The sequence below is a fragment of the Maribellus maritimus genome (genome assembly GCF_022267315.1).
In the GTDB taxonomy this organism is placed as follows: Bacteria; Bacteroidota; Bacteroidia; order Bacteroidales; family Prolixibacteraceae; genus Draconibacterium; species Draconibacterium maritimum.
In genome coordinates, this window is record NZ_JAIKLE010000030.1 from 37,087 (window position 1) to 62,251 (window position 25,165).

Here is a 25,165-nt window from a genome sequence, read left to right on the forward strand (position 1 = left end):
GTTTTACTTGTTTATTTGAATTGTTTTACTTTTTCCTTCCTGAATAAGCGCTTTGAATTTTTGGATTTTTGAACCGCCCATTGAAATTCCGGCTAAATCCAATTTTCCATTCAAAACATTTAAGGTGATATCTTTATCGCTAACCCGGCAAGTTCCCCAGGCATATCCGTTACTCCAGAAATAGTTTCCGGGTTTGGAAGTGAATGCAATTGTTTTATCAATGGCTGAATAGTGAAATCCGGACAAAGCCAAAACGGCCGACCAGCTTGCCATTGCGCGCGCATAATGATGTCCGCATTCAATCTCGTCAAAAGGATTGAGTTTTAAACCGTCGTAACGCGCGCGTATATTTTGAATTACCTGAAGTCCCTCCTTTTCCATTCCTTCGTAGAGCATTCCTGTTGCAGCCGTGTATTCAAAGCCAGTCATAACTTCCGAAAAGTATGGAAACGGAACCTTGGGTCGTCCTTTCGGCCAACTGGCCATCAACAATGCTTCTGCATCGCCAAGCGCGAAAGAACGCATGTTGTTGAAATGGTCAGTCATCGTTTCCTTGTAATTGTATTTCAAAATGCTTTTCAGCGTAGTTTTCACGCGATCTGTAGGCGCCAGATATCCAAGTCCACAAATATGCGACATGTACTGGCCTACCAACTGATCCACCAGGCAACCTTTTGCCAGCTGGTATTTTGGCATATTCGGAGCAGAATAGTCGGTAATCACTTCTTTGGTTTTCAGAGCTAAAACCTGATGTTCGTAATATTCTCCATTGAACAAATTCCGGTCAGTCCACGCTGCTCCCGATTCATAAATACGCTCACACTTTTTTTGAAAACTTTTGTCACCCATGGCTTGTGCCATTTCTGAAGCAGCTTTTAAAGCGCCCAGATACCAAAATTGCATTTGTGGATTAGGCCCCGAATAATTTACATCCATAGTATTATGCTGACTGCCCTCCATAACGCCATCGGCATTTGCATCCCAACCATCCTCAATCCAGGCATATTTCAATGCCAATTTTACATTTGGCCAGGATTTTTGCAAAAATTCAGAATTTCCGGACAGCTGCCAGTCGCGGTACATTTTCATAATAGTTCCCATTTGGCCGTCGGCAGCGGCTCCGCCACTTTGCGCTTTTATTAGCGGCAAACCCGCTCGGAAAGACATTTTTCCATTGCCTGCTGTGGCATAATTAAATTCCACATCGCGCATGGTTTCTGATAACTCTCCAAATAAAAAAGGAGTGGTCTGTTCATAATTCCAAACATGGGTGCAAGTTCCCGCACAAGAGCCAGTTCTGTCCATGCAACCTTCCCAGCCCATTAAATGTCCGTCAGCAATTCGAAAAACCGTTTGCGAACGCAGTGTGCTCAAATTAAATAAGGCAGCTTCTTTTACAACTTCAGGTAAATCAGAATTCAGAAAGGCATTTACAAATTGAATTGTCTTTTTTTCCAATATTTCCAGGCGGGGTTGTGTTTTCTGAATAACATCCCAGGCATCTTTGTACTGCGTAGTGTAATAATTCCCAATTACTTCTTCCGACCACGCTTTTCGGTTTGGAAAATGCCAGGTGAGATAAAACTGAAAAACTTTTTCACCTCCCGAAGGAATAGTTTGTTGTATTGACAGGGAAGCCATCGGGTCGTCATCTGCCTGTTCATCTTTTTCAACTAAAATGCCATTTTTGCTAAAATCATCCCAAAAATCGAGAACTGCATTGCTCCAATCATTTTTCACAGAAGAAGTTCGATAAGAAACTTCCCCCTGAGTATCTGTTGTTAAAGCCATTGTTCCCCATGCCGGATCGTCCTCACTTATTTCTCCCGGCATAAAATAAATGCCACGCAAATTACTTTCTGAACGAAATTCATTTTTATTATTTTTGGCTCCTACATACACATTGTCTCCTTTCCAGTCGTTTCTATAATTTGAACCGTCTTTCCCAATAAAATTTCGGATTGAACCACAAACAGAAACTTTGATTGATTTGTTTGATTTATTATGCACAACATAGCGCAAAACGGCAATTGGAATTCCACTGTCGTCAGCATTTGTCGGAATAAGCGGATTAAAAACTTTCATTTTTACATCCACTGGTAAATTTTTGTCGGATAAGTTTACGCAACCAAAAGGATATGCAGCGTCAAAAGTCGCCGTTTCAAAACGCGGAATTCCATGATGATCAGCCGGTCGGCCTTCCATGTGTTCATATTCCGAATTCAAAAGCGGCCCCATTAATCCACGGGTAACCTTCTTTTTACCATCGTTCATATATATAGAAAAGAATGGAGCATCGTTTCCCGGAACTACTGTGCTAAAACCTTTCGCGGGTCGGTTCATTATTTCCCAATCAACCAGCTGCCCACGACCATTTACCGAAACGGTTCCTGTCCCGATTCCACCAATTGGCAAAGCTATTTTTGCAATATGGTTTTCATCGTAATGTTTTAATACCGGCCAGTCTGAAGCAATGACCGGTATTGATAAACTAATTACGATAAACACAAGTTGAAGTCCAATAATTTGTTTATTCATTTTTAGTTGGTTTAAGCTTTCTATTTTTCCTCATAATGCATTGAAAATCTTTTTGGATACACATCCCTGTTTTTCGTTCCCATACAAATTCCCCGATTTACTTCACTGGTATCAGCATCGAAACTTATAGAAGGGCGATACAATCCGGGCGCAGCATGCAAATAAGGTGGAAGATTCTTTTTTACTATTGAAAAGTTAACACCATCTTCCCGGAAGTTAAACGATGAATTTATACTTGCCAGTGCGGCAACTCCGCCATTAATATTCCAGATAAGAACTTCGTGGCTTCTGTCTAAAATCGGCTTTTCGTATTTTTTGTACGGTCCTTCGGGAGAATCGGCAACAGCCAAACCAATTGCTGTTACACCTTTGTATTCAAACCAAACACTGTCGATTGATTTCTTTTCGGGAGAATCAACCACCGTTTTTTGTCTCTTTTCCCCGCAAGAAAAAGAGATAAAGACGATGGTTATTAAAACTAGTTGGTTTAAATCTAATCCTATCATTTAATATTTTTCTTTTCAGGCAGCCTACATTTACAAAAGAACAAAAAACACGAAATTGGGACACCGCTGAGAACTTTATTAAATTATTTCTGGAAAAATCAAACTCATGAAATCGTGTAACTGTCTGTAGAGTAGTGTTGTGTGGTATGGGGTGTGCTTTTGAGTTTTTATTCTCCCGCCCGATAATTTTCGGGGGTTTTCTGTTAAATTATATTTTAATAATGCCCAGTATCTATACAAGCTATGAGCTTTATTCTTTTCTTTTAACCATTCTCTACATGCATTGAAATTGTCAAAAGTAACAGGTTAAAAATAAAGTTTGGATATTGTTTTTCTGTTATGCTGCCTCTATCTAATCCTAAAAACCAAAGCAATATTGTATTCCGTTTCTTCAGGACAAATAATTTCCAGCCCGTCGTTAGTTTGTTCCCACTCCAAGGGCGAATCACATCCCAGCAATGAAACTTCAGCGATGGGATTCTCAAATAACTCGGCTTCTTTTCCCAACGATTTTATTGTCAATTTCTCCCCGGCTTCAGGCACGATCATACAAAAAGCATAGAGCGAATTATTTTTGCCGACCGTAAAACGAAAATCTCTGGAATTAAATGTAAAATCGGCATGTTTCTGTGCAAAATTTCCACGCGGTACCACTTTTATTTGCCCGTTAATTGTATCGCCTTCGCCAAATTTTTTCCAGGCTTTACTTCCATAAACTGCTTCTCCATTTCGTTTCATCCAGTCTCCAATATTTTTAAGCATTTGCTGGCTGCCTTTATCCAGCGAACCATCGGGCAACAACGAAACACAAAGCGCAAAAGCCCCGTCGCGGGAAATATTTTCAACCAAATAACGAATTACAGAACCTGCATCGTAGGTAAAATTGGGTCCGTAAAACCAGTCCCCCATTGCCACTTCGGCGAACCAGGGTTGGTCTGTTTTTATATTTTGGGGAACACTACCTTCTTGTGTACTCACAATTCCACTTCTTGGCGGGCTAAATTTCACAACAGAAAAAGTGTTTACCTCTCCCCGCTTTGCGAGCGTCCGGTTATAATAATCGGCAATTACACGTTGCATGGCGTCACATTTGAAGCCCGTTCCCGACTTCAAGCCGGAAAAGGGCTGAGTTGAATTTCCATCGGTGTAAATAAAATCAGGATCATAGTTTTCAACCACATCCATAATTCGTAAAGCCCACCATGTGGCATACCATTTTGCATATTCCAAATGCCGGGTAAAAATTCCTTTTGCAGGAGCGAACTCCACATCCAAACCTTTATATTCATTCAAGTTAATTGTGTAAAGCAGCCGAGGATCGTATCCTTCCCACCACTTTCCTTTTCCATCTTCCAGCGTAAGATTTGCATCGTAAGGAATACCGGCTTTCGGTGCAGTTTTGTCGCTTCCAAACGCAGGTTGGTACCACCACCACGTATATTCATGATGAAAAGTAACGCCGTAGCGCATCCCCTCTTTTCGTGCAGCAACAGTCCACTCCTTCAGCAAATCGCGATGCGGCCCTAAATTGACCACATTCCATGGTTGGTATTTCGAATTCCAGTTATCGAAATTATCGTGGTGAACACCCTGTAACAATAAAAAACGAGCGCCCGCATCATGATAAATTTTGGTCAAAGAAGCCGGATCTAGTTTAGCCGGATTCCAATCGCGCAAAATATCTTTGTAACCGGTTTCAGAAGGATGGCCAAAATCACGCAAATGATTTTCATAATGATTTTTAAAACGGCCATTCTGCATATACAAACGTTTCGCATACCAATCGCCACTTTGCCCGGCCGACTGTGCACCGAAATGGACCCAAATTCCGAATTTTGCCTCCCGCAACCAATCCGGTGCTCCCGGGTAATTTTCCGCAATCGATTCCCAGGTTGGGTGGAAAGGCCCCTCGGCGATAGGGAAATCCATTTTTACTTCGGGAAAATCATCGGGATTTCCCATTTCTACAGAGTTTGCCGGAAGCGGTTCGGGAATCTCTGGCATTGGAGGCAATTCTGGTAACGAGGATTTATTTTTCTGACACGAATAATTCAATATTAAAATAAACAGAACCGGAATAAATGCTTTAGATAGTTGTAATTTCATATTAAAAGGATTAGGTTAATTACACAAACACAAGGGAATATATAATTTACGCCAAAAACTAAAACAACAATTTTTTTTAAATTTCATCGGGCCAGGGAACCGGCTCTCCCGATTCTTTGAATAACGGGCGCAGGGCGTCCATTTCTCTTAAATGCCGGCTTAACTTTACTGCAAGCTCTTCCACTTTTTCAGGATTATTTACTACCAGATTATTTTTTTCTCCAATGTCTTCAGCTAAATTAAATAACTCAAAATGCTGATCTTTGTACCAATAAATCAATTTCCAGTCGCCACTTCGAATTGTACTTGTAGTTCCAATACCAGGGCCACTTGCGCCCCACTTATTAGGGAAATGCCAGTATAAATCACGACCATCAGCAGTTGTTCCTTTCTGTTTCAGCATCGGAACAAAACTTTGGCCATCTACGACTTGTTTCGTTTGGTATCCACTAACACCTGCTATTTCGAGTATTGACGGGAAAAAATCTTCTATAATCAAATAATCGTTACAGACCGAACCAGCTTCGACTGTTCCCGGCCATTTTACAATCATTGGCTCCCGGATACCGCCTTCGTAAGCCGATCCCTTGCCGCTGTTCAGAGGTTTATTATGTGTATTAGGTGTTCCTCCCCTGCCATGTGCACTTAGTCCTCCATTATCCGACATGAACAGGATTATTGTATTTTCAGCAAGCCCTTTTTCATCCAGGTGATCCATTAAATCCCCCAGACTTTTGTCCATTCCTTCCACCATCGAAGCATAACGAGCCTCGGGTTCTTCAAGTCCCATTTCTTTATATTTCTGATAAAAAGGATTGTGAGGTTCGAGCGGGACATGCACTGCATAATGTGCCATGTAAAGATAAAAAGGTTTGCCGGCAGCAATTGCTGAATCCATAGCAGCTTCAGCTTCAATCGTCAATGCTTCCGTTACATTTATATCTTTTCCGTGATATTTTTCCAGTCCGGGAATATCCCAGATAGTTCCTCCATTTCGCCAGGCCGCGCTAAAATTATGTATTCCCAAATAACTCCCTGGTCCTCCGGCACAATGACCTCCAATATTTACATCAAAACCGAGATTTAAAGGATTGGCACCGGGAGTATCTTTCGCTCCCCAATGCGCTTTTCCACAATGAATTGTAAAATATCCATTTTGTTGAAGAATAGTGGGAAGCGTTGTTACTTCAGTACTTCTTTCTATGCCTCCAACTGGCTGAATTCCATTCACATTCCATTTCGGAAATACCAGGACATCATCTTCGTTGTCAGTTGTTTGATTTTTATATAAAGTCCAGTTGGTTACCCGGTGGCGGGCAGCATTCATTCCACTCATAATACTGCAACGCGTTGGAGAACAAACACAACTCGCATAAGCCTGGGTGAATTTCATCCCATCGGCAGCCAACCGATCCATGTTTGGAGTATGAAATTTTTTATTGAGAGGTGTCTCTTCTTTCCAAAAAGGAACCGATGTGTCCTGCCACCCCATGTCATCAACCAGAAAAAAAATGATATTAGGTTGTTTTTCTTTGTTGCTATCGGAACATGCAGTCATTCCAAATACTACGATAAACAATGCGCAACAAATTTTTATAAAGTGAAATTTCATTGTATAGGTTTATTTTAGTTTGATTATTTCAAACCTCAAATTTTTGCAACTTACTCCAGTTTTCCAAACATAATTCGTTTTTTTCCATTTTCAATATCACCTTGCGTTACAGAAAGCCAAATACTTCCATTGTATTCATGGAAAGTTGGGTACTGAAATGATTTATCCGTTTTAAAACTATATTTTCGCTCCCAGTTTTTGCCGTCTCTTGAAACATCTACATTAAACAAACAACGAGGAATTTCTTTTCCGTCAATCTGCGATTTCTCCTGCCATCCTAAATAATAAATACCGTTAAATTTATTAAATGTAGGCTTCGCATTGATTCCATTAACCACAAAATCAAAACGGTTGCTAAAATCCCAGCTTTTGCCATCTTTACTTTCCTGAAAAAGATAGTTGGTTCCGTCCCACTGTTGTCCATCATTTCGGCAAATAGCCATCCAGGTTCCGTCGGGCAAACGATTAACCGATGACTCACTTAGCGCAAATTTTTTCGAATCTTTATAATATCCTAAAAGCTCAACAGTATCCAAAGTCGCGTTCATTTTTGCCAAGCCATTTTGTTTTGCCATAAAATTATTAACAGCAACATACGTTTCTCCGTCAAAATTTTTGAACGAGTCGAAAAGATAAAATCCCGCAGTTGGTTTTATGGTTGAATCTTCGCAGAAATACTGAGGTTGCATATCAAATACACCTTCGTCGGTTTTAAACTTCATTCGATAAATCCGGTCAATAAATGCTTCCTTTTCAACATCAAAATCCAGATACCAAATTTGCGACTGCCTTATTTCCGGTTGTTCAGACGCAAAAAAGCAACGCAATGTTTTTGTATCTTTTTGAATGATTCGCGGAACAAAGCAAGCTCCCTCCGGCAATATATCATTTTCAAAAATTTGATTTCCCCTGGAAACTGGAATGATTTTCTGAACATGTAAGGTTTTTAAATCGATAACAGACAATGTGTTGTAAACAAATGGCCAGTAGGGTGATTCACCGGGCATTGAATCGTTTACCATTGTAATGATGTATGCCTTGTTATCAAAACAAACAAATTCTGCATCGTGTGCGCCTTTTACCTGCGGTGCTGTAACTTTTACGAGGCCATCCATTACTTTATCTCCTGCAGAATAAGAATCCCAGTTCTCAGGAAGAATCTTTTTAACACTTACGGAGTGTGAACACGAAATCAATAAACTAAACAGTAGTGCTGGTATAATATTTCTCATAGTCCATAATATTTTCAAAGTCTTTGTAATAGTTAAATTTCATCATCTTTAAATAATTTGCCTAAATGCCGGCCTAATTTTATCGCAAGCTCTTCCACTTTTTCAGGATTCCTTTCTACCATGTTATTTTTTCCGCCAATATCTTCGGCTACATTAAATAATGCAAAAAGTTGATCTTTGTACCAATAAATTAATTTCCAGTCGCCACTTCGAATTGTACTTGTAGTTCCAATGCCAGGGCCACTTGCTCCCCACTTATTAAGGAAATGCCATTATAAACTACGACCATCAGCAGTTGTTCCTTCCTGTTTCAGCATCGGAACAAAACTAAAAAATATAGACAGATGATTGTTATTTTCGCTGGGCGCTTAACAGGCAGTTTATTTTATCCGACAAAAAAATTGAATAAATTGTATTGTTTCTGTTTTTTTAAAATACAATAGAGAAACACTCCTGATAAATATTTTTCTATAGCTTATAAGCGTCACAAACTATATTGCGTAATTCGTGAACAAATTGATGCTTCGGGCCGAAATAATGAAATGATCAATAAAAATATTATTTTTGCGCCAGCCTAACTGAACTAAATGGGGGAAAAAAGCAACAATGATTTTTTTCTGTGGAGACGATTAAAAGCAGGTGACACAGAAGCATTTAACGAACTTTACAATCGTTATGCTGATATTTTATTCTCATTCGGACAATTGTATTCCAAGGATAAAGAAACCGTAAAAGACTGTATTCATGATCTTTTTTTTGAACTATACAAATACCGGAAAAACTTGTCTGATACCAACAATATAAAGAATTATCTATTTCTTTCTTTAAGAAGAAAAATCCAGACATCGAAGAATGTTAAGTTATCGCTGATTTATTCTGACAACATAACTGAATCAGAGAATAAATCGAACATATCTTTCCCCGACATTCATGACGGTGATGAAAACCTTGAAAGGCTTAAAATTGAGATTGCTCAACTTCCAGATCGACAAAAAGAAGCTTTAATATTAAGATTTCATTCTGAATTGTCTTATAATGATATCGCTGAAATAATGGACATATCCGTTGAATCAGTACGAAAAAATATCTATCGCTCAGTAAAAACCCTACGGACCAAGCTGTCATCAGTAAATGATAAAAAATCAATAATTTTATTGCTATTTAAAATACTAATTGACAACACATAACAAATAAATGGCTTTTTCGTGCCAAATTTTTTCAATTTTTTTGAAGGACAGTGTCCATATTTCCTTCTTTTACTTCTTATAGTAATTAGTAAAAAGAAAAAATGAGAAAAAAGCTTGAAGGGAAACTTGCAGAAGAAATCCTGACAAATGACGATTTGCAGGAAAAATTCGAAAAACTTAACAAAGATGATTCTCATATAAAGAATGAGAACCTCAAATCAACACAAATTATCTATAATTCTATCCGGGGATTTGTTCAAAAACTGGATAAGAAAGAAAAAAGATTACTTGGCCAGCAGATTTCTAATTCGATTTCGAGACATAAAAAGCAACGACTTTGGGCTTGGGTTAGTTCCTCTGCCGCTGTATTTATTCTGGTGTTTGGTGTTTATATGTTTGAACAACAGAGAGATAAAGATATTATTGAGTTTGCTAACAATATTACAGCTCAACCGAAAGATGATAACACACGAATAATTATAAACGGAAAAGAGGAGATTGAGATAGAAAGTAAAGAATCGAAAATTGAATACCTGGCTTCGGGGACAGAAATTAAAATTGATACCGATAAAAAGGTTGAACAAGTAATCGAAAAAGAAGAAATTGTTTACAATACGATAATTGTTCCATACGGTAAAAGGACGCAAATTACCTTGTCCGACAGCAGTACTATTTGGTTGAATTCTGGTTCGAAACTTATTTATCCGGCAGGTTTCAAAGGCTCAAAAAGAGAAGTTTATCTTGAAGGTGAAGGTGTTTTCGAGGTTTCCAAAAATGAAAAAAAGCCATTTTATGTAATTACCCGCGATGTCGAAATAAAGGTATTGGGTACCGTTTTTAACATAAGCGCCTATGACGATGATAATTTCTCAAGTACTGTTCTTGAAAGTGGGTCGGTTGAATTAAAATACAAATCAAACACCTTATTAAAACAATCAAAAATTACAATGGTTCCCGGGACGATGGCTGTGTATTTCACCGAATCGAAAGATATCGTACAAAAAGAAGTTGATACCCGCAATTATACTTGCTGGAAAGAAGGATACATTATTTTGCACAATGAATCGATGCTGGAAATTACAAAACGACTATCAAGATACTATAATGTCTCCATTGTTTTGGAAAATGAGTCGTTAAAAGCAAAAACATTCTCGGGCCGACTGGATTTAAAAAATTCCGCTGATATAGTACTTCAAATCATTGCCGAAACATCTAATTTTAAAATAACCAGCAACGAAAACGAAATAATAATAAACTAAACAGTAAATAATGATAGACTAATAAAAAACCGGGAGATGCTCCCAACATCGCCCGGTGAGATTTTAAATAACGTTGCATTAGCAACATTACTAACAAAAATTCAAATTTATGAAAAAAAAGAACAATTATGAATCTTGTTCTCTGCTAACTGAGTATTGGATTCGAGCTTTGAAGATTATGAAAATTAGCGTTTTTCTTTTACTGATCAGTATTACAAGTGTTTATGCAAGTAGCACCTACTCACAAAGCACTAAACTTACTGCAAGTTTAAAAAATGCAACCATCGAACAAGTTTTTGATTTAATTCAATCACAAAGTGAATTTATCATTTTTTACCGCGACGATCAGGTCAATGTCAAGAAGGAAGTTTCAGTAGATGTTAAAGAATCTACCGTTGACCGAATTCTCGACCAGGCTTTGGAAAATACAAACCTGGAATACAAGATTTACGATCGCCAAATTGTAATTATTCCGGGTAGGGAAATAGAAAGAGCTGAAGTGATTTTAGATGACCTGAAAGCAGAGCAAAGAACAAAAAAAGTTACAGGTAAAGTTTTGGACACCGATGGAAATCCCATCCCGGGAGTTTCAGTTTTGGTAAAAGGAACTACCATCGGAACAGTTACTGATATTAATGGTATCTACTCTTTAAATGTTGAAGAAGACTCAGAAACACTCCAATTCTCTTTCGTTGGTATGATATCAATTGAGAAACCTTTGGCCGGAACCAACGAAATTAACGTAACCATGGAGTCGGATGCACAAGATGTAGAGGAAGTAGTTGTCACAGCTTTGGGGATTCAACGTAATAAAAAAGCCCTGACTTACGCTTCGCAACAGGTTACGGGAGACGAAATGATGAAGTCAAGAGATATTAACTTCATGAATAGTTTGAGTGGAAAAACTGCTGGTATGGAAATTCGTAAAAGCACATCTGGTGCCGGAGGTGCTACCCGGACAGTTTTGCGTGGAGCTAAATCAGTCAGTTCATTAAGCAGCCCGCTGTATGTAATAGATGGAGTACCAATTGCGAATAATAAACCGAGTGGTGCCGTATCAATATGGGGCGGCGCCGATGAAGGGGATGGTATTTCTCAAATCAATCCGGATGATATCGAAAGCATCAGTGTTTTAAAAGGAGCAACAGCAGCCATTCTTTATGGTAGCCAGGGTGCAAATGGTGTAATTATCATAAATACTAAAAGTGGAAAAGAAGGAAGAACAACTGTTTCGTTTAGTTCAAGTGCCACTTTCGAACAAGTGAATCAGTTACCGGATTTTCAGTATCGTTATGGTGCCGAAAACGGAGCATTCGAAAGTTGGTCTTATACAAAAGGAAATTATGCTGATAACTATATTGAAGATTTTTTTGAAACAGGGCATAATCTGGTGAATTCGTTGTCGGTAAGTGGTGGAAATAAGAAATCAACATCTTATTTTTCATATAGTAATACAAGTTCTGCCGGAGTTATTCCCAATAACAGTTACAACAAACATAATTTGTCTTTTAAACAAACATTAAAATTATTAGATGATAAAATTACCATCACTTCTAATATCATGTTAACCCAAGAAAGAACAAAGAACCGAAACAGGGCAGGATACTATCTTAATCCAATGATCAGTTTGTATTTGTTCCCTCGCAGCGGAGCGACACCTCTTGCCGATCAATCTTTAGGTGCTCAGAGTATGGATTACTATAAAGAAAACTATTCTTATTACAGAAGTGATAGAAACATTACCTGGCAAAATTGGTTTGTAGAAGGTGACCATTTTCAGTCGAATCCATATTGGCTTGTTAATAAACAACCAAAAGAAGATTTAACAAAACGTTTTATCGGTAACATTAGTTTAGAATACCAAGTAATAAAAGATTTAAAGTTACAGGTTAGGGGAAGTTACGATTATTCTGCCAGAAGATTTGAGCAAAAATTCTATGCCGGAGGTAACTCCGTAAATGTTTCCAGTACTGGTACCTGGTATTATAAAAAATACGATACTGATATATTTTATACTGATGCACTCTTAACTTACAAAAAGCAAATTGGCGATTTTGATTTTACAGGCATTTTAGGTGTAGCTCATAATGAATCAATAAGTGATGGCATAAGCACAAATAACGGAACAGTTAAGCTGATGTATGCCAATGAATTTTATATGCAGAACTTACCTACAAATGTTATGGTCAGTTCAACAGGTAGTGCTCGTATTATACAAGAAGGTGTTTTTGGGAACTTCGATATAGGTTACAAGAATATGCTTTTCCTTAATTTATCAGGACGTAACGACTGGTCATCAACTTTAGCAGGCACGGGCAATGAGTCCTATTTCTATCCATCAGTAGGTTTAACAGGGGTAATCTCGGAAATGGCTGATTTGCCTTCGTTTATCAGTTTTGCCAAAGTAAGAGGTTCTGGTTCAACCATCAATAATTCGGTTGGTTATGGTGTGGTTACCGCAAATCACTCCATTAGTAATGCGAATGGAACTATTTCCAGAAATACCCGCTTGCCTTTTACCACTGCCAGACCAGAAAAGATAACTACTTACGAACTTGGCGCTGATTTGCGTTTTTTAGACAACAGACTGGCTCTCGATTTTACATATTATGATATTACAAGCAAAAATATGTCTTTGTCAAGAGCTTACGAGACAGATGAAGGCTCAATTTATACGTCAGAATATTTTAATGCAGGTGAGATTACGAATAAAGGGGTTGAAATCACGTTAAATGCAACTCCAGTTCAAAGCAAAAACTTCTCATGGAATACTTCTCTTAACTACTCAAAAAACAAAAATAAAGTGGTTTCTCTTTATCCTGACGATGATACAAAATACGCCAGTTTTGGTTCAAACGAAGGTTATTACGCAATGACATATAAGGGAGGATCAATTGGAGATGCTTATGCTATCAAATTTAAAAGAGATGACGAAGGTCGAATTTTATTAGATGAAGATACCCATGCGCCACTAAGAACAGATACCTGGGAATATGTGGGAAAACTTGAGCCCAAATTTAGTTTAGGTTGGAGTAATAGTTTTAACTACAAACAATTTTCACTGGGCTTTTTGGTTAATGCAAAAGTTGGTGGCAAATGTTTTAGCGTAACGCAAATGATAATGGACGGCTATGGAGTAAGCGAAGTTACTGCCGCCGCCCGCGACAGAGGTTATGTTAAAATTAACGGTATAACAGAAACATCAGGAACAGTTGTAACAGAAGTTGATCCGGAAACTTATTATACAGCAGTTGGTAACCGTTACGGTATAGCAGAAAATTATGTGTACGATCGTACCAATATTCGTTTAACTCAGCTCTCTCTTACTTATAATTTTGATGTTAGGAATCTCGGGCTTCCTGTTGAAAAAGCATCATTATCATTTGTAGGACAAGACTTATTCTTCTTCTATAAAGATGCGCCATACGATCCTGAATTAACAATGGGTGCCGGTAGTTTAAGTGTTCAGTCTGTTGATGCTTTTGCTACTCCCGGAGCCAGAACATTTGGTTTTAATTTAAATGTTACATTCTAAACCTTAATATTTAATATCATGAAAAATATACTATATATATTTATTGCTACTCTCTTGTTTACTGCATGTACCGATGGGTGGGAAGATTTGAACGAGAATCCACTTCAGCTTACAGAAAGTGATTTGACCATCGATTATAATAACATTGGTTCATTCTATTCTTCTATGTTCTATCAAATTTTCGCACATCAGACTTCTGAAAACCTAGTTTCGGAAGAATATAGTATGCATCTGTCAACTCCAACTATTTTTAACGGAGGATTAAATAATACAACATATTATATTACTTACAATAATGATTACTGGGGAGGTATTTATAGCAGGATTATGTCTCCTGCAGAGCAAGTTAAACTTATTGCGAAAGAAGCAGGAAATTATCCTGTTTTTGTTCAATGGGCAAACCTGGTTAAAGTTATGGGTATGTCGAAATTAACAACTTACTATGGTCCGCTTATTTATTCACAATATGGGGGTACAGGGGAATACGATAGTGAAGAAGATCTTTATGGCTACTTTTTTGAAGATTTAGATTCGGTACAAGCTGTTTTTGAAGTCAATGAAGACTATGAAGGGTTAACTAATTTTGATAAAATCTATGGTGGAGATATGCTTAAGTGGCAGAAATTTGTTAATTCTTTGCGCTTGCGTTTAGCTATTCGTGTTTCTAATGTTGCCCCAGAGCTTGCAAAAACAGAAGGACAAAAGGCAATTAATCATTCTGCAGGTTTAATCACTTCTGCTGATGACGATTGTTATATCTTTCTAAATGGCAACGAAATATATACAACAATAATAAGTAATGATTGGGGGGATACCCGTATGTCGGCAGCTATGGAATCATTCCTTGTTGGGTTTAAAGATCCACGTATCTCCAAGTTCTTTGATGAAACAACATATGATGCAGCAATGTATGCTGACCATCCTGATTATCCGTATAAAGGAGTGCTTAATGGTGCATACAAAACTGCAAAAACTGATCATACTGATTGTTCTGCAGTAAGTACCGACCTTGAAAGTTGGACTCGCAGACCGTATTTAACATCATCGGAAGTTTATTTTGACCTTGCAGAAGCTGCTTTACGTGGTTGGTCGGGTGCGGGTGATGCCCGTGAAAATTATGAAAAAGGTATTGCGGCTTCTTTTACACAATGGGGGGCTTCAGGAGCTGAAGCCTATATTGCTGATAATACAAATACTCCTATAGATTATGTTGATCTTTTCTATGAAAATATAACGTATAACAATTTTGAAGCGACTACAGATATTACTGTTGCCTGGGATGAAGGTGCTAGTAATGAAACAAAACTGGAAAAAATTATTACTCAAAAATGGATTGCTTCATTTTCTAATCCCAACGAGCCATGGGCCGACTTCAGAAGGACAGGATATCCGAAATTGCCTCATATCTACGATAACCAAAGCGTTTCAACCTGGGGGGTTGTTGCTGATGATGAATGGATCAGGCGTATGACATTTGCTGTAAGTCAGAGAAATAATAATGCTGAAGGTATAGCCGCGGCGGCAGCGACTATGAAAGGTGATGACTTAATTACAACCCGTTTGTGGTTTGATACAGGCGGATCCAATTTTTAAGGATTTTATCCTTTGTTTAGTTTAAAAGGCTGCCATTTTTTTGGCAGCCTTTTTTATCAAAATATCTTTCAATCCAATAATATCCAGAATGTTCATCATATTCTCCAAATATTCATCGGTTTATTAAAAACGGAGACATTTATTGAGCATGATCTTTCCCAACCTTGAGATTTTATTATAAAAGTGTTGCAGGTAATATGATGAATAAAAAAGTTTTTATCATTTGATATTCCGATTGATGGGCTATGTTTTTCGCAACTTTTCGATGTTAGTACTTAAAATTGCATCAAGGTTTTGTTCAATTTTTTCCACCTCCCAATTCCACCATTTTATTGTAAGAAGCGTTTTTATATCCTTTTCGGGGAATCGTTTTTTTAAAGTTTTTGCCGGATTTCCGCCAACAATTGTATAAGGCTCTACATCATTCACAACTACCGAACGTGCCCCAATAATTGCACCGTCGCCAATAGTTACACCCGGCATAATAATGGCCTCCATCCCAATCCATACATCGTTCCCTATCATGGTATCTCCCTTTTTACCGGGAAACTTAAACATTGCTTCAATTTCTTCCGGCGTGGTTTCCGGTGTCATCATAAAATTGTTGAATGGAAATGTTGAAAATCCGTTCATGTTATGATTTGCTGAACTTGTAATTATCCGCACTCCATGGGCAATTTGGCAGAATTTCCCGATAATTAACTTTTCCGGACTGGGAGGGAATAAATATGGGGCCAAAAATGAAGCATAATCTTCCAATACCTCGAAATGCCCGAAATAACTATAATCACCGATTTCAATTCGGGGATGATCGACTACCTGGTTCAAATACACCACCGTTTTTATTTCAGTGCCATCAGGCAGAACCATTGGATATTTTTTTGTTGGGTTAAGTAATGTTGTTTTCATATGTATTTATTATCATAATTTACTGGTAAGTTTTCTCAATTTACTTTCTGAATTTTCACGCCAATGGCAATCCGGTTTGTTACATAACTCCAATGCTTTTTGGAAACTTTTTATGGCATTTGTGTTTTGTTGATAGTTAAAATAAGCATCACCAAGTGAGTCCCAAAGATTTCCATCATCCGGGAATAATTGAACATTCAGTTTTAACAATTCTAACCCCCATCCTGTTTTATTTTCCTTAGCACGCATTTTAAATCCTAAGCGGTTAAAAAGTGCTTTATCATTTAATTTACCATTGAGCTTTTCTTCCAGATAAGGAACTAATTTTTTGGCGTTCTCCGGAGTGTTGGTTTGCGTATAATCGTAAACAAGTTCATAACTTAATTTCGAAACAGGTTTCGGTTTATAATCCAGATTGAAAACCATACGGCCAATTTCCCAGGCAACGTTTTCAGAATCGGGATTGAGAATTGTGTTCGATAAAACAATCACAACAACATTATCTTCAACAAACCTTATAAAATTGGCAAAGTAGATTCCATTACTTCCGTTGTGTGTTATTATTTTGGTTCCCCTGCTGGTGTGGGAAATTGCCCAACCATATCCATAGAAAGAAGTTCCATCTTCGTTTTCAGGAGTAAAAGGACTTTCAAGCATTTTTCTCGACTCCGCATCTAAAACTGAATTAGCTTCTAAAGCTAAGTGCCATTTATAAAGATCTTCGACTGTCGATTGAATATCGCCTTTCCCTATGCTGTACCAGTGGTTTTCTGTTTTGGGGAGGTGTTCCCGAGTTGTCCCCCAGTCTTTCCAGCTTGCTTCAGAGATATCGAAGTAGTAACCATGAGCAAGTTGTTTGCTTTTATAATTTGTGTGTTTGTATCCGCTGTTCTGTAATCCGGCTGGCCTCCATAAATTTTCAGTTAAAAAAGTTTCATAATCTTGCCCGGATACTTTTTCAATGATGGCTGCCAACATAATGTAATTGGTATTGGCATAACGGTGTTTACTTCCGGGAGGAGTTAACAGTTTCGAATCAAAAAAATCTTTCAGGAACTGGTCTTTTGTAGCTTCGTCGTACCTGAAACCTCCTGTTCCTGGTGAAATACCCGATGTATGTGTTAATAGCTGGTGAACAGTTATTTCTTTTTTATTTTCAGCAACTTCCGGGAAAAACTTAATCAGATTATCTGATGTATTGATTTTTGCCTGCTCAACTAATTTTATAATTGCGCTTGCGGTAAACTGTTTGGTTACCGAGCCAATATTAGAAACGCTTGAGGCGGTAATTGGAATCTCTTTCTCTCTATCAGCCCATCCAAATCCTTCCGATAAAACAATGTTTCCTTTTACCGCCACCAACACCGATGCAGAATATCCATTTTCAACACTTCTGTTCAGATAGGTTTCTATCCGGGATTTCAGGCTGTCGTTGTTGATTTTTGATTCTGCTTTCGCCGGATCGCAGCCTAAAAAAAAATGCTAAAAAATAAATTACGATAAACATTATATTTTTCATGACTTTATTATTTAATTCATGTTTTAAAATAAATTATTTGTATTGTATTGGTATTGAGTTGGTTGTGTGATTTTTTGATATGGTTTCAAGTGGAATAAAACTCACGGACACATGCGATTACCAGTAATAAAAAAGTAATTGTTGAGCTTATTGTTCGAATAAGGTTAAGACGGTTCCATTTGCTTTCAAAGCTCTTTCGGAATTCATCCATTTGTTCTGGTGTCATCGACTCTATTTGTAATGCTTCAAGTGCATTGTTCAAAGGGACGTTGCCTCCAATAGTTACTCCCATAATTCCAACAAAATAGAGAATGGTGGCAAAAATAACATACCAAAACTGGTTACTAATTGAAGTCTGGTATGACAAATAACTTAACAAAGGCAGCAATATCACCAAGCCGAAAAAGACAACAAAAAACAAGGGATTTATAATTGCCCTGTTCATCGACTGAAATGCCCGGAGGTAACTGACATTATTAATTTTAGCTAGTCCTGGAGTGACAGAAATTGACCATGAATAAAACAATCCGGCCATTAGACCTGAAAATATTATCGTTATAATTAAAATAGTTGTATTCATTTTTTATTCTAATAAACGTTTTGTTGAATCATTGCATTCATTGCTATACCTGACTTGTTTTACCACCTTTAATTTCCAGTATGTGGCAACAACAGCCACATATACAAAACCAATTAGCCAGAAACCTGGATCTCCAAAGAATGCGAGATGATTTCCACCATTTGGAATAATGAAAACAGGAACGGTGATGACTGCATCGAGTACAATCGCACTCGAAAACAGGACACTTCCTAATACAAATCCGTGAGTACTATTTCCTCTGTGATAGTATAGGTAAGCTCCTATGTAAGCAGCCGGAATAATAGCTGCCATAAGCACAATATTGGCCTGGAGATCAGAATCCTCCATGATTGGTACAAAATATGACCCAACAAATGCAAGGATCCCAAGGGCATAAACGACCAGTGAACTAATTATTGCATGTTTTAAATTTAGATTTTTCATTTGTTTAAAATTTTGAATGAATTAAAAATAGTAAGTAAGAAGTATTGCCTTATTCAGCCTGCTACCACTTACTCATCGTCATAATCTTTAACGAACAGGTACATCCTGATTCCAAACACCTGTTGTCAGTGTTTTTGCAACATAATCCCTGAAATCCATAGCCTCTCTTCCCAGTACCTTTTGCACATCATGTGATACCTCCTGATTGTCTGGGTTTCCTAAAACTTCTTCGAACAGATAGCCAAACAACCAGACATACGAATCAGGTAATCCGGCTGCTTTCATTCCATCTTTGAATTCTTCTATAGAAATGGGCTGATAATTAATTTCCTTTCCTATTTCAGCAGCTATTGTTTCTACCGCTTCCCTGAAAGTCATTTTCCTTGGCCCGGTAACGGTTACGGTTTCTCCGTTGTAGGAATCATCCACAAGTACTTTGGCTACTACTTCAGCAATGTCATCTGCATCTACAAAAGGGATTTCTGCCCCGGGCATTGGAAGTGCGACATTTCCCGATATTACAAAGTCAAGAAAAGCACCTTCGCTAAAATTTTGGTTGAACCAGGAAGCTCTCACTATTGTATAGTTCAGTCCTGAATCCGCAACAATCTGTTCACAGGCTTCGGCTTCTTTCTCTCCTTTCCCGGAAAGTAATACCACTTTTTCCAGGCCTGCCTTTAAAGCCTTTTCAGTAAGTATATTTATAGCTTCTCTTGAGCCTGGGACGGCCAAATCAGGATAGTATACGATGTAGGCTCTGTCCATATCTTTTAAAACAGCATCATAGGTATCTGGATCTTCCCAGTCAAATGCCGGGTTTGTCTTTCGACCAGCAATCCTTACGTTGTGTCCCGATTTTGATAAGTTCTCTGAAACTCGGCGACCGGTTTTACCAGTTCCGCCGATAACTAAAAAATTGTCTTTCATTGTTTAATTGTTTTTAAATTTATTACTAGTTACAATTCGAACTCAATTTCTGATATTCCGAAAGTGAAACGGTAGGAATCTGCTGGTCATCATTGATATGAATGCAGGTTAAACTGGGATTGCGATCCACCCTGAGATCCACAAGATTTTGATTGCTGCTTACACTGAGCTCCGACAGTGAATTACCCGATATGTACAGATGGCTTAAATTATCGTTTTGAACAAGGTCGATGGTTTGCAAAAGATTATCGGAAAGCAACAGTGTTTCTAATAAGGGGTACGTACCGAGATTTACAGAAGGAAGCTTGTTGCTGGTTAAAATGATACTTTTTAGCTGATCTGCATTTTCAATTTCAACGAATTTTAAATGATTATGACTGGCGAGCAATACTTCAATGGTTTCACTTTTGAATGAAAGTGAGTCCAGAAGATTCCAGGACAGGTCAATTTTTATTAGGCTCTCCAACTTTGACAGCCCCTGAATGGAATGGAGCTCATTTGCCCGGAGCAGCACCGTATCCAATTGGGTATTGTGGCTCAAATCAATTTCTTCCATCAGATGACCTGAAGCAGACAAATAGGTGAGGTTGGTGAATCCTTCAATACCTGTTAAGTCTTCAATGTACATGTCTGAAGCAGAAGGGTTTAGGTCTAAATGAGTTACTCCCAGAGCATCTGTTTTCGAAATTTTTTGATTGACGACTCCATCTGAATCTATATTTTGCTCAATCAGTATGGATTCAAATTGATTGTCCGGAATGTATACGAAATCATTGATGGGGTCTGTGTGTTCATCATCTTTAGTACAGGAAGCAATAACAAGAATGAGTGTAATCAAGCTGAACAGGATGAGTACATTTCTTAAAAATCTGGAGCCATCAGTAAAATCCGATTTCAATTTCCTTTCAATTTTCCATTGCTTATCTCTTTTTCTTGTTGTTACGATTCGGATATAATGTCTTTGTCGTTTCAGTACTGAACTGCTACTTATTCTACCAGTATTTTCGCTTGCTAAAATATTATCTCTCATTTTGAATTGAATTTTACTTCGTATTTATTCACAAAGCAAAATTAAGTTTGGAAGGAGATAATTGCTTGACCCTTAATGCCAATCTTTTGACACTTTGAGCCAGATAGATTTTTTATTGGATTTTACGAAATTCTGTTGGAGACTGATTTGTCCGGTTTTTGAAAGAACGGCTGAATGCACTTTGATTCTTCTTCAAACCGTAACATTGATAGTAAATGTTTTATTCTGTTTTAGCATTGAAGAGTACATCAGCGTTTACCCAATAAACTTCTCCTTTTTCAACACCTGCCCAGCCTTTCTTTTCAGAGGGATTATATCTTCTGGAGTAGATAGAATATTTTCCGTCAGAAGACATATAAGGGCAATAATAACGCCAGCCGGTTTCATAGTTTAATGGTATTTCTTTCGGTTTTGTCCATTCACTCTTATCATTAAAGGTTATTTGAAATTTACCTTGTCCATTCGTAATGGCAAACCGCTCATCTGGTGAAACATAAGTTATTGGTTCTTTTTTCTCTGTCTTTGTGTTAATGATAACAGGAGTTTCAAATTTTCCATTTCCTAAATATTGTGCACGATAGGTGTTCATTCCGCCTTCATCACTTGGTCTGTTTGAACGAAAATATAAACTCCCATCTGCTGTTACAACAGGATAGGTTTCTAGATATTCTGTAGAAACTGAGAAATCCACTTTCGAGGCTAATTCCCATTTTCCGTCCACTTTTTCACTTTTATAAATATCAGGCGGTATTGTGTAAAGTTCTTCCCGGGTTACATCATTTTTATAAACCTTTGGGTCAACACCAAGAAAATACATTGTCTTTCCATCTTTGGTAATTGTAGGGTCACAGGCAACTGAAACCAAGACATTATCATCGTACATTTTAATGGGTTTAATGTCAGACCATTTTCCATTAATCAATTCAGAATGGTGAATAACAAAACTGTTGTCCACAATTCTTGAAAAGAACATTTCTGTATTGCCATAATTAAAAACGACATTAAGTTCAATACTGTCCGTATTAACAATTGATGGTGCAAATAATTCCGGGATTATAGATGGCGGCTCCTGATCGAAATATGAAACTGTATTGTTTTTACAACTAAAAATTGCTGCAATGATTAAGAAAATCGATAAAAATTTATACATATCTTTTAAAATATTTGCTAATGGTCTCGGCTATCATTAGCCGGGGATTTTAACTCTGACCTTTTCTTACGTAATTATTCACAAAGCAAAATTAAGTTGGGAAGGAGACTTATGCTTGACCTTTAAAGCCAATCTTTTGACACTTTGCGCCAGAAGTGTTTTATTGGATTTTACGAAATTCTACAGGGGACTGATTTGTCCAGTTTTTGAAGGCACGACTAAAGGCACTTTGTTCTGAAAAACCAGCTTCAAAGGCAATCTCAGCAATACTTCTTTCTGAGTTTTTGAGAAGATCTTTTGAAACTTCTTCCTGTATTCTTTTAATCAGGTCTCTAAAAGTAAGGCTATTTTCAGATAAGCGGCGGGTAAGCGTCCGCCTGCTCATACCCATTATTTGTCCTATCTGCTCAACACCCGGGATTCCGCTTGGGAGAGCATCTTTAATCAGATTTTCAACATCATTAACTATTTTATTTGCACTTAATTCAATGCCTTTTGTTTCTTCTTCAACTCTTTCAACCAGGAACCGATTAATGCTTTCATCAGCTTTTGCGGTCCGCATTTCCAGATCTTCTTTTTTGTATGCAATGTAGTTTTGTGGTTGGTTAAACAGAATGGGACAGTTGAAAGCCTTTGTATAGTCGTCAAGTTTTACCGGAGGAGCATGTTTAAATGAAACTTCAACAGGAGAAATGTCGGATTCCGTCATCGCCCGAAGCACAACAACTGTAGCAGATAATGTAGCCTCGTTGGATAATTCCATACCCCGGCGGTGAGCCTCGCGGTTTAAGAAAATACGGGATATTTCCACATCTTTTTCAACCATAAAGAAATAGGTATTTGATAACAACTTAAAATACCGTTCACTTCGTTCAAAAATCTCGCCAGCCCACGAACAGGTTTTCCAGGATAATCCTAAAACTCCATAATCTTCTATTTTCATTTGTTGACCGATTCTCACCGAAAATCCGGGTCCTAATTTTTCATCTAATTTTTCGTGCAGTTTAAAAAAGTGATTTGCCGGAACAACCTGAATTTTATCGACAGCATCAATTGGAGTTGGTAAATCGTTGAAGTCATCGAGAGTCATGCCTTCATTTAAAGCATGATTTATCATTTTACGATATAGATGTATTGATATGTATTTCATTTGGAAACAAGAAGCAATACAGAACCTGTAAATAATTCAGGAATTTTAAACAAAACCTTACAATTTTAAATACCCCTTTTAAGCATTACGGAAACAACACTTTCCGGACAATTATAATTCCGCCTAAAAGGCTGAAAGTGTTTATGAACAAGTTTCCATTTCATTGTTATTGTAACACTGAAAATGATATATAGTTTAGTTATGCATTAATGACCCATTACCAATAATGGCTTATTATATTCAACTTAAAATTAGTTCCTGTTTTTTACAGATTTTATTCCAAGGCGTGAAAAGATAACTAAGTACTTTTGGTTATTTTATTAAATAAGGTGAGTTCGGGATAATTATTGATGAGGAGACGAATATTTTGAAGGGGCTGCAGGGGAATATTATAAAGGAGAAGCATAGTCGGTAAAGTTGATAAATTAATGATCCTACTAAAGAATTAATTAAAAAGCACCAGAGGTATGAAGACAAATAATACCTCTGTAAAGCTAAATTGGCCAAGTGAACCCAACCGGAAAAATGTCGAACTTTTTGTCGGAGGATTTTAACTCGGTTTTGAAGTTTCTATACGCAAAAAAAACAGAAGAAACACAAGTGATAGTGACCTGTCACTGTTCTTTTTTTAGACTGTAATTTTCAACGACTCTATTTGCTCGTCAGCAATTTGAAAATGGTAATGTAACACAACAGGGCTCCCTTCAAAATTGCCTGAAACTTCTGCCAATAAAACACTTTCCGTTTCGTTTGCCGCAAAATTAATCGGTTTCTTTACCGATTTGTATTTTTCGTTTGCATCGGCAATCCAATTTTGGATCTCTGTTCTGCCTTTGTAGGTGTTCCCTTCGTCGAAAACGATTGCTGTTTCAGAAAAACAGTTTGCATAAGCATTACTGTCGTAATTGTTTTGAGCCTCGACTAAATCGGCTACTACTTTTGGTAAGTTCATTGTTCTTATATTTTTAAGTTATTAAATAGTGGGAATGGTACCACCGTCGATTGTAAATTCTGTTCCTGTTAAATAGTTGGCTCGTGGAGAAACCAGGAACCCAACCAATTCTGCTACATCTTCGGGGTGTGCAGGTCTGCCAATTGGAATTCCTCCCAATGCCTCCATGATACTTTGTGTTGCTTGTTCAATTGTTGTATTTGAACTCTCGGCAATACGTTCCGTCATTCGGGTTGCAGAAGTTGTCATAATCCAACCGGGTGAAACCGTTAAAACTCTTACTCCTTTTGGTGAAACTTCTTTTGATAAACCTTTACTGTAATTGATTAAACCTGCTTTTGCTGCGGCGTACGGCAAGGTGCTGTTATGAAGAGGCAATTTCCCTTGAATAGATGCAATGTGAATGATTACGCCACTTCTTCGTTTTATCATTTGTGGTAAAAATCCTCTATCCAGACGAACGGGTGCCAATAAATTGGTTTGAATGGTCTGTTCCCAATCTTGGTCACTCAAAACTGCAAAACCACCGCTCTGCGTTTCTGAACCACCCAAATTATTTACCAGAATATCCACCCTTCCGAATTTTCCCAATACTTCTGAAACCACCTTTTGTGTTTCTGAGGGTTTGCATAAATCTGCAGAAATAAAATGCAGTTTTTTATTGGTTTCTTTCGGTACATTCCTGGCTGTAATTATAACAATTGCACCTGCATTTGACAATCTTTCAGCAATGGCTTTTCCTGTTCCTTTGGTACCGCCTGTTACCAAAGCAATCTTACCTGATAATTCGTCGTTGAAATTAAATACTTGTTCCATTTGTTTATGCTTTGATGCAAAAATGAGAAGTATGTCTGATTGAAACAAGTACGGAAAATCGAATTGCATAGGGATAAATTTTTCCCCTATTGTGCATTTTTGAACATTGGGGTAACTTTG

19 protein-coding genes are annotated in these 25,165 nt (G+C 37.6%); 4 read left to right on the forward strand and 15 right to left on the reverse strand.

Translation table 11 applies throughout. The annotated features are described in order from the left end of the window. Positions 1–3: 3 nt before the first annotated feature. From K5G00_RS21645 to K5G00_RS21665, 5 genes are all read right to left on the reverse strand, one after another. Positions 4–2,538: a GH116 family glycosyl-hydrolase gene (locus tag K5G00_RS21645; protein ID WP_238768424.1), complete on the reverse strand. Its 2,535-nt coding sequence runs from the start codon at positions 2,536–2,538 to the stop codon at positions 4–6. Positions 2,539–2,558: 20 nt separating this feature from the next. After that, positions 2,559–3,044 (reverse strand): glycoside hydrolase family protein, encoded by a 486-nt coding sequence (locus K5G00_RS21650; protein WP_238768426.1) that lies wholly within the window; start codon positions 3,042–3,044, stop codon positions 2,559–2,561. Between the two features lie 348 nt (positions 3,045–3,392). Further along, on the reverse strand, positions 3,393–5,150 hold the full coding sequence (locus tag K5G00_RS21655) for an alpha-L-fucosidase (protein WP_238768428.1): 1,758 nt from the start codon (positions 5,148–5,150) through the stop codon (positions 3,393–3,395). Positions 5,151–5,226: 76 nt separating this feature from the next. After that, a complete protein-coding gene (locus tag K5G00_RS21660) occupies positions 5,227–6,762 on the reverse strand; it encodes a sulfatase (protein WP_238768430.1) in 1,536 nt (511 codons plus the stop codon). 50 nt (positions 6,763–6,812) lie between these two features. Continuing rightward, the gene (locus tag K5G00_RS21665) at positions 6,813–7,994 is read right to left on the reverse strand and encodes a sialidase family protein (RefSeq protein WP_238768432.1); all 1,182 of its coding nucleotides are present in this window, start codon (positions 7,992–7,994) and stop codon (positions 6,813–6,815) included. 587 nt (positions 7,995–8,581) lie between these two features. On the opposite strand from K5G00_RS21665, the gene K5G00_RS21670 reads away from it, so the two are divergent. The 4 genes from K5G00_RS21670 to K5G00_RS21685 all read left to right on the forward strand — a co-directional run bounded on the left by K5G00_RS21670 (position 8,582) and on the right by K5G00_RS21685 (position 15,568). Continuing rightward, positions 8,582–9,181 carry an RNA polymerase sigma factor gene (locus K5G00_RS21670; protein WP_238768434.1) on the forward strand — a complete coding sequence of 200 codons (600 nt, stop codon included), beginning with the start codon at positions 8,582–8,584 and terminating at the stop codon, positions 9,179–9,181. Positions 9,182–9,282: 101 nt separating this feature from the next. Further along, positions 9,283–10,440: a FecR family protein gene (locus tag K5G00_RS21675; RefSeq protein ID WP_238768436.1), complete on the forward strand. Its 1,158-nt coding sequence runs from the start codon at positions 9,283–9,285 to the stop codon at positions 10,438–10,440. A 109-nt stretch (positions 10,441–10,549) separates the two neighbouring features. Further along, a complete protein-coding gene (locus tag K5G00_RS21680; protein WP_238768438.1) occupies positions 10,550–13,975 on the forward strand; it encodes a SusC/RagA family TonB-linked outer membrane protein in 3,426 nt (1,141 codons plus the stop codon). An 18-nt stretch (positions 13,976–13,993) separates the two neighbouring features. After that, the gene (locus K5G00_RS21685) at positions 13,994–15,568 is read left to right on the forward strand and encodes a SusD/RagB family nutrient-binding outer membrane lipoprotein (protein WP_238768440.1); all 1,575 of its coding nucleotides are present in this window, start codon (positions 13,994–13,996) and stop codon (positions 15,566–15,568) included. A gap of 243 nt (positions 15,569–15,811) precedes the next feature. On the opposite strand, the gene K5G00_RS30085 is transcribed toward K5G00_RS21685, so the two are convergent. The 10 genes from K5G00_RS30085 to K5G00_RS21735 all read right to left on the reverse strand — a co-directional run bounded on the left by K5G00_RS30085 (position 15,812) and on the right by K5G00_RS21735 (position 25,045). Next, positions 15,812–16,477 (reverse strand): CatB-related O-acetyltransferase, encoded by a 666-nt coding sequence (locus K5G00_RS30085; protein ID WP_317235562.1) that lies wholly within the window; start codon positions 16,475–16,477, stop codon positions 15,812–15,814. A 12-nt stretch (positions 16,478–16,489) separates the two neighbouring features. Beyond that, positions 16,490–17,842, reverse strand: coding sequence for a serine hydrolase domain-containing protein (locus K5G00_RS21695; protein WP_317235563.1), 1,353 nt, complete (start codon positions 17,840–17,842; stop codon positions 16,490–16,492). 239 nt (positions 17,843–18,081) lie between these two features. Continuing rightward, the gene (locus K5G00_RS21700) at positions 18,082–18,576 is read right to left on the reverse strand and encodes an anthrone oxygenase family protein (RefSeq protein ID WP_238768444.1); all 495 of its coding nucleotides are present in this window, start codon (positions 18,574–18,576) and stop codon (positions 18,082–18,084) included. 3 nt (positions 18,577–18,579) lie between these two features. After that, complete coding sequence (locus K5G00_RS21705; RefSeq protein WP_238768446.1) at positions 18,580–19,020, reverse strand: DUF5367 family protein; 441 nt, start codon at positions 19,018–19,020, stop codon at positions 18,580–18,582. Between the two features lie 87 nt (positions 19,021–19,107). Continuing rightward, a complete protein-coding gene (locus K5G00_RS21710; RefSeq protein ID WP_238768448.1) occupies positions 19,108–19,947 on the reverse strand; it encodes an NmrA family NAD(P)-binding protein in 840 nt (279 codons plus the stop codon). Between the two features lie 25 nt (positions 19,948–19,972). Beyond that, entirely contained in the window at positions 19,973–20,977 is a 1,005-nt protein-coding gene (locus K5G00_RS21715; protein ID WP_238768450.1) for a leucine-rich repeat domain-containing protein, read from the reverse strand. Between the two features lie 220 nt (positions 20,978–21,197). Beyond that, a complete protein-coding gene (locus K5G00_RS21720; RefSeq protein WP_238768452.1) occupies positions 21,198–22,127 on the reverse strand; it encodes a hypothetical protein in 930 nt (309 codons plus the stop codon). Positions 22,128–22,287: 160 nt separating this feature from the next. Further along, complete coding sequence (locus tag K5G00_RS21725; RefSeq protein ID WP_238768454.1) at positions 22,288–23,244, reverse strand: AraC family transcriptional regulator; 957 nt, start codon at positions 23,242–23,244, stop codon at positions 22,288–22,290. Positions 23,245–23,905: 661 nt separating this feature from the next. Next, a complete protein-coding gene (locus K5G00_RS21730; protein ID WP_238768456.1) occupies positions 23,906–24,229 on the reverse strand; it encodes a nuclear transport factor 2 family protein in 324 nt (107 codons plus the stop codon). A gap of 21 nt (positions 24,230–24,250) precedes the next feature. Continuing rightward, positions 24,251–25,045 carry an SDR family oxidoreductase gene (locus K5G00_RS21735; RefSeq protein WP_238768458.1) on the reverse strand — a complete coding sequence of 265 codons (795 nt, stop codon included), beginning with the start codon at positions 25,043–25,045 and terminating at the stop codon, positions 24,251–24,253. Positions 25,046–25,165: the final 120 nt, after the last annotated feature.